This window comes from Pseudomonas sp. SBB6 (assembly GCF_024213215.1).
Lineage (GTDB): Bacteria > Pseudomonadota > Gammaproteobacteria > Pseudomonadales > Pseudomonadaceae > Aquipseudomonas > Aquipseudomonas donghuensis.
The window spans coordinates 76,621-87,977 of sequence record NZ_JANAVH010000018.1 but is presented as its reverse complement, the minus strand read 5'-3'; the positions used below and the strand labels follow the sequence as shown (position 1 = coordinate 87,977).

The 11,357-nt window shown below is 64.7% G+C and carries 5 protein-coding genes; all 5 read left to right on the top strand.

The features are described from left to right. The first annotated feature begins 150 nt into the window (after positions 1–150). The 5 genes from recC (at position 151) to NLX68_RS25165 (ending at position 11,351) form a co-directional block, all read left to right on the top strand. Entirely contained in the window at positions 151–3,630 is a 3,480-nt protein-coding gene (gene recC, locus NLX68_RS25185) for an exodeoxyribonuclease V subunit gamma (protein WP_254286299.1), read from the top strand. Continuing rightward, positions 3,627–7,316: an exodeoxyribonuclease V subunit beta gene (recB, locus tag NLX68_RS25180; protein WP_254286298.1), complete on the top strand. Its 3,690-nt coding sequence runs from the start codon at positions 3,627–3,629 to the stop codon at positions 7,314–7,316. Before recC ends, recB begins: the two co-directional genes overlap by 4 nt. Next, positions 7,313–9,394, top strand: a complete 2,082-nt coding sequence (gene recD, locus NLX68_RS25175; protein WP_254286297.1) for an exodeoxyribonuclease V subunit alpha — start codon at positions 7,313–7,315, stop codon at positions 9,392–9,394. The genes recB and recD overlap by 4 nt, the downstream gene beginning before the upstream one ends. Before the next feature lie 113 nt (positions 9,395–9,507). Beyond that, positions 9,508–10,083, top strand: a complete 576-nt coding sequence (locus tag NLX68_RS25170; RefSeq protein ID WP_254286296.1) for a YfiR family protein — start codon at positions 9,508–9,510, stop codon at positions 10,081–10,083. Continuing rightward, positions 10,080–11,351 (top strand): diguanylate cyclase, encoded by a 1,272-nt coding sequence (locus NLX68_RS25165; protein ID WP_254286295.1) that lies wholly within the window; start codon positions 10,080–10,082, stop codon positions 11,349–11,351. Before NLX68_RS25170 ends, NLX68_RS25165 begins: the two co-directional genes overlap by 4 nt. The last annotated feature ends 6 nt before the right edge of the window (positions 11,352–11,357 follow it).

The window sequence follows — 11,357 nt, the reverse complement described above, 5'->3', positions numbered from 1 at the left end:
GTGAGAGTAGGTCATCGTCAAGATTAAATTCCGAAACCCCTATCTGCGTACGCAGGTAGGGGTTTTGTCTTTCTGGCTGTTGCGCAAGGCAGCCAGACGCCCGGAGCATGATAAGGTTTCCCCCTGCCCGCACAGCCTCAAGGATGCCCAATGCCGCACGCAAACCCACTCATACCAGGATTCATGGTGGTTCACGGCAACCGCCTGGATGAACTGCGCAGCCTGGTGGTGAGCTGGATGCGGCGTTACCCGCTGGCACCGTTGGAAAACGAAATCGCCCTGGTGCAAAGCAACGGCATCGCCCAGTGGCTGAAGCTGGCCTTGGCCGAAGACCCTCAAGACGACGATCAAGGCGGCTGCGGCATCGCCGCCGCAGTCGAGGTGCAACTGCCCGGCAGTTTCATGTGGCAGCTGTACCGCAAGGTGCTGGGCCGCGAAGAAATCCCCGAGGTATCGCTGCTCGACAAGGCGCCGCTGACCTGGCGTTTGATGCGCCTGCTGCCGGAGGTCATCGACAAACCGCATTTCGAGCCCTTGCAGCGCTTTCTCACCGACGACAACGACCTGCGCAAGCGCTACCAGTTGGCCGAACGCCTGGCCGACCTGTTCGACCAATATCAGGTGTATCGTGCCGACTGGCTCAAGGACTGGGCAGCCGGGCGCCATGTGCTCAATACCGCCCGTGGCGAATCAAAGCCACTGCCGCCCGCCAACTGCTGGCAGGCCGAATTGTGGCGCGCCTTGCTGCTGGATGTCGGAGAAGAGGGCATGGCCCAGAGCCGCGCCGGTGTCCATCAACGCTTCATCGAGCGCATCAACAGCCTGGAGCAGGCACCGCCTGGCTTACCGTCACGCGTCATCGTCTTCGGCATTTCCTCGCTGCCCGCCCAGGCGCTGGAAGCGCTGGCCGGCCTGGCTCGTTTCAGCCAGGTGCTGCTCTGCGTGCACAACCCCTGCCGTCATCACTGGGCCGACATCGTTGCCGACAAGGACCTGCTGCGCCATCAATACAAGCGCCAGCAACGCAAGCAGGGCATGCCCAGCCTGATCGACGCCGAAACCCTGCACCAGCATGCTCATCCCTTGTTGGCCGCCTGGGGCAAGCAGGGCCGCGACTACATCAACCTGCTCGACAGCTATGACGACCCTGGCAGTTACCGCGCAGCCTTCAGCGACGGGCGCATAGACCTGTTCAGCGACAACGAGCCCAAGACCCTGCTCAACCAGTTGCAGGACGACATTCTTGAATTGCGTCCGCTGGCTGAAACCCGCGAGCGTTGGCCAGACGTCGACCCAGGCAAAGATCGCTCGGTACGTTTCCATGTCGGCCACAGCCCGCAGCGTGAAGTGGAAATCCTCCACGACCAGTTGCTCGCCCGCTTCAGTGCCGACCCGACGCTGCGCCCCCGTGACATCATCGTCATGCTCCCGGACATCAACACTTATGCACCGCACATCCGCGCCGTGTTCGGCCAGCTGGACCGCAACGACCCGCGTTTCATCCCCTTCACCCTGACCGACCAGGGCCAGCGTGGCCGCGACCCGCTGCTGATTGCCCTGGAACACCTGCTGAAGTTGCCCGACAGCCGTTTCGCGGTCAGCGAGATCCTCGACCTGCTGGATGTGCCCGCCTTGCGTGCGCGCTTCGCCATCAAGGAAAGCGATCTGCCAACCCTGCACCGCTGGATCGAAGGTGCCGGTATCCGCTGGGGGCTGAACGCCGAGCAGCGCGCCGGCCTCGGCTTGCCGGCAAACCTCGAACAGAACAGTTGGCGATTCGGCTTGCGACGCATGCTGCTGGGGTACGCCGTCGGTGTCGGTGAAGGGTGTGATGGTATCGAGCCATTCGATGAAATCGGCGGCCTGGATGCTGCCTTGATCGGCCCGCTGGTGGCCTTGCTCGACGCTCTGGAAATCGCCCACGAACAACTGTCTCAAGCGGCAACGGCGGCCGAGTGGGGCGAGCGCCTGCATGCCTTGCTGCAAGTGTTCTTCTTCGCAGAAACCGAGCATGACGACTATCTGCTGGTGCAACTGCAGACCTTGCGTGAAACCTGGTTGCAGACCTGTGAATCAGTTGGCCTGCAAGACTTGCTGCCGCTCACCGTGGTGCGTGAAGCCTGGTTGGCCGGGCTCGACCAGGGCCGCTTGTCCCAGCGCTTTCTTGCCGGTTCAGTGAACTTCTGCACCCTGATGCCCATGCGCGCGATTCCGTTCAAGGTGGTCTGCCTGTTGGGCATGAACGATGGCGACTATCCTCGTGCGCAACCGCCGCTGGACTTCGACCTGATGGGCAGTGACTACCGTCCGGGTGATCGTTCGCGGCGTGAGGACGACCGTTACCTGTTGCTCGAAGCGCTGCTTTCGGCCCGTGACCAGCTGTACGTCAGTTGGGTCGGGCGCAGCATCCGCGACAACAGCGAACGCCCGGCCTCGGTGCTGATCGGCCAGTTGCGCGACCACCTGGCTGCCGGTTGGCGCCTGGCCGGCGCTGCCGCTGGCGGCAAGCTCAATGCCGGTGAGCAGTTGCTGCATGCCCTGACCGTGGAGCATCCATTGCAGCCCTTCAGTGCGCGCTACTTCCACAAAGGCAGCGGCCTGTTCAGTTATGCCCGCGAGTGGCGCACGCTGCATCTGCCTGACGAGCAACAGCTCAAGCCAGAGGATGAGCTGCCGCCGTACAGCAGCGATGAACCGCTGACCCTGACCTTGCTGCAGGACTTTCTCCGCCATCCGCTTCGGCACTTTTTCAGCCAACGCTTGAAAGTGTTCTTCGAGTCGGTGGAAGCGCCGTTGGCCGATGAAGAGCCGTTTGTGCTCGATGCCCTGCAGCGCTACAGCCTGAGCGAAAGCCTGCTGGCCGCAGCCCTGGCCGACCCGCAAGACAGCGAGCGGGCACTGACCACCCAGGCCCGGCGTTTGCAGGGCTACGGGCTGTTGCCGCTGGCAGGCTTCGGAGATTGCCTGCAGGCCGAACTGATCGAGCCGTTGCCCGGCGTGCTGCAGCGTTATCAACAGTTGCTGCAGCAATGGCCGATACCTGTGGACAACGCCCTGCCAATCCGTTTCGAGTACCGCCAGCTCAAGCTCGAAGGTTGGTTGGGCCGGGTCTATCAGCGTGAAGATGATTCGCTGCTGAGCATCACTACCTTGCCCAACGGCATCAGCAGTGGCCGCACCCTCAAATGGCACCGTCTGACGCCGACCTGGGTCATGCACCTGGCGGCCTGTGCGGTTGGCCTGAAGCTGCATAGCGCGGTGGTCGCCACCGACATCACCCTGTTGCTCGCGCCCCTGGAGCAGGCCCGCGCCGCCGAGCTGCTGGGTGATCTGTTGCTGGCCCGCCAGGCCGGTATGAATGCGCCCCTGCCGGTAGCCGTCAAGACCGCCTTTGCCTGGCTGGCCCAGAGCGATCCAGACAAGGCCCTGGCCGCGGCGGCCAAGGCTTACGACGGCGATGGCCAGAATAGCTTCGGCGAACGCAGCGAAAGCACCGCGCTGGCCCGGCAGTTCAGCGATTTTGCCGCACTCAGTGCCAGTGAAGAGTTCGAAGGCTGGTGCGAAGCCCTGTACCGCCCGATGTTCGAAGCGCCCTGGCAGACGCTGGGCAAAGAGGAGAGCGCTCGATGAGCCTTGCTGTTGCCCCAGCCCCCCTGGCCCTGACTTTTCCCCTGCACGGCAGCCAGTTGATCGAAGCCAGCGCCGGGACCGGCAAGACCTTCACCATCTCGGCGTTGTACCTGCGCCTGGTGCTTGGTCATGGCGGCGAGCAGGGCTTTGGCCGCGAGCTGTTGCCACCCCAGATCCTGGTGGTGACCTTCACCGACGCCGCTACCAAGGAACTGCGGGAGCGTATCCGCACCCGCCTGGCAGAAGCCGCGCGCTACTTCCGTGGTGAATTGAGCGAAGCCGATCCCTTGCTCCAGCAACTGCGCGATGACTATGAGCCGTCGCTGTGGGCCGCCTGTGCCAACCGCCTGGACGTGGCCGCGCAGTGGATGGACGAAGCCGCGGTATCGACCATCCACAGTTGGTGCCAGCGTATGCTGCGCGAGCATGCCTTCGACAGCGGCAGCCTGTTTACCCAGACCCTGGAAACCGACCATAGCGACCTGCTGGGCCAGGTCATGCGTGACTACTGGCGACGCTTCTGCTACAGCATGCAGGGCGATGCGCTGGCCTGGGTACGCACCCATTGGGTCAGCCCCGAAGCCTTGCTGCCACGGGTGCGCGCGCTGTTCGGGCGCCAGCACATCGACAGCAATGAAGAAGAGCCGCAGGCGCTGATCGACGCGGTGCTGGAGCAACGCGCTGAATTGCTGCGCACGCTCAAGGCGCCCTGGGCGCAGTGGTCCGGCGAGTTGCTGCAGATCTGTCGTGAGGGCCTGGCCGCCAAGCAGGTCGACGGGCGCAAGATGCAAGCGCGCTACTTCGAGCCCTGGTGTGAAAAGCTCAAGGCCTGGGCCGAGGACGATCAGGCGTTGGAGCTGGACCTGGGTACCGGCTTCAGTCGCTTTACCCGCGCCGGCATGGCCGAAGCCTGGAAGGGCGAAGCGCCAAGTCACCCGGCATTGCAGGCAATGGAAGGTTTGCGTGATCAGCTCCAGGGGCTGCCCACTCCCGATGCCTGTCTGCTCGAACATGCCGCCGCCTGGGTTGGCGCACGCTTCGAACAGGAGAAACGCCGCCGCGCCGAGATGGGTTTCGACGACATGCTCCTGCGCCTCGACCATGCGCTGCATGGCGATGCCGGCGAGCGCCTGGCCGGGCTGATCCGCGAGCAGTTCCCGGTGGCACTGATCGATGAATTCCAGGACACCGACCCGGTGCAGTACCGGATCTTCCAGCGCATCTACCGGATTGAAGAGAACGTTCGCGACACCGGCCTGTTCCTGATCGGCGACCCCAAGCAGGCGATCTATGCCTTCCGCGGCGCCGACATCTTCACCTACCTGGGGGCACGGCGGGCCACGGCCGGGCGCCTGCACAGCCTCGATACCAACTACCGCTCAAGCCAGGCCATGGTCACGGCGGTCAATCATGTGTTCATGCAGGCCGAGGTGCGTGAGCAGGGGCGTGGCGCCTTCCTGTTTCGCGACGGCAGCGATAACCCGGTGCCGTTTCTCGAGGTCAAGGCCAAGGGCCGTAGCGAGCAGTTGCAGGTCGATGGCTCGCCGGTACCCGCACTGAATCTCTGGCAACTGAGCAGTGAAGAGCCGGTATCCGGCGCCGTTTATCGCCAGCAACTGGCCGCCAGCTGCGCCAGCCAGATCGTCGCCCTGCTCAATGGCGGGCAGCAGGGGCGCAGTGGTTTCGTTCAGGCTGATCAGCCACTGCGCGGCTGCCTGCCGTCGGACGTCGCCATTCTGGTACGCGATGGCCGCGAGGCGCAGTTGATCCGAGCCGAACTCGCAGCTCGCGATGTACGCAGCGTGTACCTGTCGGACAAGGACTCGGTGTTCGCCGCCCAGGAGGCCCATGACCTGCTGGCCTGGCTCAAAGCCTGCGCCGAGCCGGACGCCGAGCGCCTGCTCAAGGCCGCGCTGGCGAGCATCACCCTCAACTTGCCGCTCAGCGCCCTGGCACAATTGAACCAGGATGAGCGGGTCTGGGAACGCTGGGTCATGCAGTTCCGCCAGTACCGGCTGATCTGGCGCAGCCAGGGGGTGTTGCCGATGCTGCGGCGCCTGCTGCACGACTTCGACCTGCCGCAGGTGTTGATCGCCCGCAGCGATGGCGAGCGGGTGCTGACCAACCTGCTGCACCTGGCCGAACTGCTGCAACAGGCGGCTACCGAGCTCGATGGTGAGCAGGCGTTGATTCGTCATCTGGGCGAGCACCTGGCCAGCTCCGGGCAGGCCGGCGAGGAGCAGATCCTGCGTCTGGAAAGCGATGAGCAACTGGTCAAGGTGGTGACCATCCACAAGTCCAAGGGCCTGGAGTATCCCTTGGTGTTCCTGCCCTTCATCTGCACCAGCAAGCCGGTGGATGGTTCGCGCTTGCCCCTGGCCTGGCACGACAGCGAAGGCCAGGCGCACCTGACCCTGACCCCGGATGCCGAGCAGATCGCCCTGGCCGACGATGAGCGCCTGGCCGAGGACTTGCGCCTGCTGTACGTGGCCCTGACCCGCGCCCAGCATGCCTGCTGGCTTGGTGTCGCCGACCTTAAGCGTGGCACCGGCAAGACCTCGACCTTGCACCGTTCGGCCCTGGGTTACCTGTTGGGCGGCGGCAGCGCCTTGCCAGCCTCGACCCAGTTGGGCGATTGGCTGCAGGCCTTGCAATCCGGTTGCCTATCGATCGCCAGCATCGCCTTGCCAGCGCCCGATGAACAGGCCTACAGCGCCCCACGCAACCAGGCCGAATTGCTGCCCGCACGCCAGCCCAAACGCCGGGCTGCGGAAAACTGGTGGATCGCTTCCTACAGCGCCTTGCGTATCGGCGAAGAGGCCATGACCCTGGCAGCCGACAGCTCCCAGGCGCAACAACTGCTCGATGACGAGCGGCCCGATTTGCAGCAGTTGCGTGAAGTCATGCCCGGCAGCGGTGATATTCATCGCTTCCCCCGTGGGCCGAACCCCGGCACCTTCCTCCACGGCCTGCTCGAATGGGCCGGTCATGAAGGTTTCGCCCAGGTCAGCGCTGCCCCCGAGCAATTGACCCGCACTGTTGGCCAGCGCTGCAACCGCCGCGACTGGACCGGCTGGATCCCGACCCTCAGCCAATGGTTGCAGCAATTGCTCGAGCAACCCATGGCCCTGTCGCCCGACAGTTCGCCGTTGTCCTTGAGCCAGTTGGACCAGTACCAGATTGAAATGGAGTTCTGGTTTGCCAGCCACAAGGTCGATGTTGGCAGGCTCGATCAACTGGTGTGCGAATACACCCATCAGGGCGTCGCGCGCCTGGCCGCGCAACCGGCGCTGCTCAATGGCATGTTCAAGGGCTTTATCGACCTGGCCTTCGAACATGACGGCCGCTACTACGTAGCGGACTACAAATCCAACTGGCTCGGCCCTGATGACCAGGCTTACAGCGAACTGGCCATGGAAGGGGCGATCCTCAGCCACCGCTACGACCTGCAGTACGTGCTCTACCTGCTGGCCCTGCACCGACAGTTGCGCGCACGGCTACCCGGTTATGACTACGACCGGCATGTCGGCGGCGCGCTGTTCATCTTCCTGCGCGGTGTCGATTCGGCATCCCGCGGCTTGTATTTCGCCAAGCCACCGCGTGAGCTGATCGAGCAGCTCGATGCCCTGTTCCGCGGTGTCAGCACCCCGCAACAACACGACCTGTTTCTCGGAGACGCACCATGAGCCGTAGCCTCGACGACCTGTTGCCGACGCCGCTGGATGCCCGCCACCTGGCGGCGCTGGAGCCGTTGGGCAAGAGCGCCGACCTGCTTGCCTTGCTTGATCGCTGGGTCGAACGGGGCTGGCTACGTGCGCTGGATCGGGCCTTTGTGAGTTTTCTCGGCGAGCGCGACCCGGGCGGCGAACCCCTGGTGTTGCTGGCAGCGGCCCTGGCCAGCCATCAACTGGGCCACGGCCATGTGTGCCTGGACCTGGGCGAAACCCTGGCCGAACCGGATTTCGCCCTGTCGCTGCCGCCCGAAGGCGATGCCCTGGCCGGGCCGTTGCTGTTGCCATCGCAACTGCTTGAGCGCCTGGCGCTCGACACCTGGCTGCAGCAACTGAGCCGCAGTCGCCTGGTGGCCCATGGCGGCAGCGATGAAGACAGCGCGCGCCCGCTGGTGCTCAACGGCCAGCGCCTGTACCTGCGCCGTTACTGGGCCTACGAGCGGCGGATCGACAACGCCTTGCGCGAGCGCCTGCAGCAGGTCGAGCCAACCCCGGTGGACCTTTGCGCGCGGTTGGCGCAACTGTTCGACGGCGGTGCGCCCACTGGCCAGGTGGATTGGCAAAAGCTCGCTTGCGCCCTGGCTACGCGCAGCGCTTTCAGCATTATCACCGGCGGGCCGGGCACCGGCAAAACCACCACGGTGGTGCGTTTGCTGGCTTTGCTGCAAGCGCCCGCCGTCGAGGCCGGCCGCCCGCTGCGCATCCGCCTGGCAGCGCCGACCGGCAAGGCCGCCGCGCGCCTGACCGAATCCATCGGCCAGCAGGTCGAGCGCCTGGCGGTGGCCGCCGAGGTTCGTGAGAACATTCCCACCGACGTCTCCACCGTCCACCGCCTGCTCGGCAGTCGCCCGGGCTCGCGGCATTTCCGTCACCATGCCGGTAACCCGCTGCCGCTGGATGTGCTGGTGGTCGACGAAGCCTCGATGATTGACCTGGAGATGATGGCCAACCTGCTTGGCGCCTTGCCACCTCACGCACGCCTGGTGCTGTTGGGCGACAAGGACCAGCTGGCCTCGGTGGAGGCCGGCGCGGTATTGGGTGACCTGTGCCGCGATGCCGAAGCCGGGCGCTATAGCCCCGAGACGCAGGCCTGGCTGGAGCAGGTCAGTGGCGAAGCCCTGGCCGCCAGCGAGCTGCTGCCTGGCAGCGCCGGGCAGTATCCCCTGGCGCAGCAAGTGGTGATGTTGCGCTACTCGCGGCGCTTCGGCGAAGGCAGTGGCATCGGCCAGCTGGCGCGCCTGGTCAACCGCCAGGATGCCGAACAGGCACGGGCCCTGCTCAACCACAAGCAGGACGATGTGTTTGCCCTGAGCCTGCGCGGCGAGCAGGACCGCAACTTCGATCGCTTGCTGCTCGAAGGCCTGGGCCGCGGCAACGCCGGGCCCCAGGGCTATCGCAGCTACCTGCAGACCCTTCGCCAGCAGCGCCCGCCACTTGGCACGCCGGTGGAGGATCCGCGCTGGGAGACCTGGGCCATGCAGGTGCTGCAAGGCTTCGAGACCTTCCAGTTGCTCTGCGCCGTGCGCAAGGGGCCCTGGGGTGTCGAGGGCCTGAACCAGCGGGTTGGCCGGGTACTCGGCGCCGCCGGGCTGATCGACAGTGAACAGCCCTGGTATGAAGGCCGTCCGGTGCTGATGACCCGCAACGACTACGGTCTGGGCCTGATGAATGGCGATATCGGCATCGCCCTGCGCCTGCCGGACGAGCAGCATGACGGGCAGCACGTGCTGCGGGTGGCTTTCGCCCGCAACGACGGGCACGGCGGTGTGCGTTTCGTCCTGCCCAGCCGTCTCAACGAAGTCGAAACGGTATTCGCCATGACCGTGCACAAGTCCCAGGGCTCGGAGTTCACCCATACTGCGCTGGTGCTGCCGGACGCCCTGAACCCGGTGTTGACCAAGGAGTTGATCTACACCGGTATCACCCGGGCCAAGACCTGCTTCAGTTTGATCGAGCCGCGACAGGGCGTGTTCGAGGACGCGGTGCGGCGCAAGGTCAAACGGATCTCCGGGCTGATGCTGGAGCAGGTATAACCACGGCGATTCGGCCTTTTACCGGATCATCGGCGGGCTGCTGCCTCGCTGGAAAATCGGCCTCTGTGCTATCGTTGCGGCATCATCCTGCATGGTCTTAAGAGATTTCCTTCATGAATCTGGCCGCCCCGACATCGGGACGCGTGAGGAGCCTGACGCGTTCGCTGCTGACCGCATTGTTGTTGCTGTTCGCGTCGCAGGCCGGTGCCGAGGCTGGATCCACTTCGAACTTGGCCGAGCAGCGGGCCAAGGCCGTCACCCAGGTGGTGCTGGGTATCCTCAGCTATGCACGCTGGCCGGTTGAGCCGGCGCAACTGCGCTTGTGCCTGATCGGCCCGACCGAATACGCCGACGACCTGGTCAAGGGCACTACCCAGGCCACCGGCCGCCCGGTACAGGTGCGCCGCTTGCTGGCCGACGACCCGCGTATCGCCAATGAATGCGATGCGATTTATATCGGCAAGCTCGGCCAGGACGAACGCGCCCGGCTGTTCACTGCAGTGAGCGGCCATCCGGTCCTGAGCATGAGCGAAGCCGACGACCCGTGCACGGTTGGCAGCCTGTTCTGCCTGCGGGTCAGCGACCGCCAGGTAGCCTTTGACGTCAACCTCGACTCGGTAGCGCGTAGCGGTGTGCGGATTCACCCCAGTGTGCTGCAGCTATCGCGGCGACGGGCGGCGCAACCATGATCGGTTTTGGCAAGGGGCGCGAGCGCCCGACCCTGCGTGCCGTCCTCGGTCGCCGCCACCTGAGCGTCGCGCTGCTGGCGGTCGGCCTGGCCGGCGTTTCCCTGACCGTGCTCGGCGTATTGGCCTTGCGTGTGTACGCCAATCACAACCTGCACCTGATTGCCCGTTCGATCAACTACACCGTGGAAGCAGCGGTGGTGTTCAACGATGCCGGTGCGGCCAACGAGGCGCTGGCACTGATCGCCACCACTGAAGAGGTGGCCGATGCCAAGGTTTTCGATGATGACGGTGTACTGTTGGCCCGCTGGCAGCGCAGTGAGAGCGGCTTGCTGGCGCAGACCGAGCAAGTGATTGCCCGCAGCCTGCTGGAAGAACCGATCGTCTTGCCGGTGCTGCACCAGGGCCAGCAGGTCGGGCACATTGAACTGGTGGGCCAGGGCGGTAGCCTGGTGCGCTTCCTGCTCAGTGGCCTGGCCGGCATCCTCCTGTGCACGGCACTCAGTGCTTTTAGCGCCCTCTATCTGTCGCGGCGGATGTTTGGCGATATTGTCGGGCCTCTGCGCAGTCTGGCCAATGTCGCTCATGCCGCGCGCCGCGAACGTAGCTTCGACCGCCGCGTGCCAGCGGCGCAGATTGCCGAGCTCAACGAACTGGGCAATGACTTCAACGCCCTGCTTGACGAGCTGGAGTCCTGGCAAAGCCACCTGCAAAGCGAAAATGAAAGCCTTGCCCACCAGGCCAGCCATGACAGCCTTACCGGTCTGCCGAACCGGGCGTTTTTCGAGGGCCGCCTGAGCCGCACCCTGCGTAATGCCGACAAGCACCAGGAGCATTTGGCACTGTTGTTTCTCGACAGTGACAACTTCAAGGAGGTCAACGACAGTTTTGGCCATGCCGCGGGCGATGAAGTGCTGATCAGCGTAGCCATGCGGGTGCGCGCGCAACTGCGCGAGAATGACCTGGTCGCCCGTCTGGGCGGGGACGAGTTCGCGGTGCTGCTGGCGCCGCTGCACACGCGCGAAGATGCCTTGCGCATTGCCGAGAAGATTGCCGCCAGCATGAAGTTGCCGATCCGCCTGAGCGAAGGGCGGAGCATCATTACCTCGTTGAGTATCGGCATCGCCTATTTCCCCGATGACGGCCGCAGCCCGTCAGATCTGCTCAATGCCGCCGATGCGGCGATGTATCAGGTCAAGCGCAACCTGCGCAGGCAGGGGCAAATGGCAGAGACGGAGCGCTCTGCCCATCACGTAAAAAACAGGAGCTGAACCGTG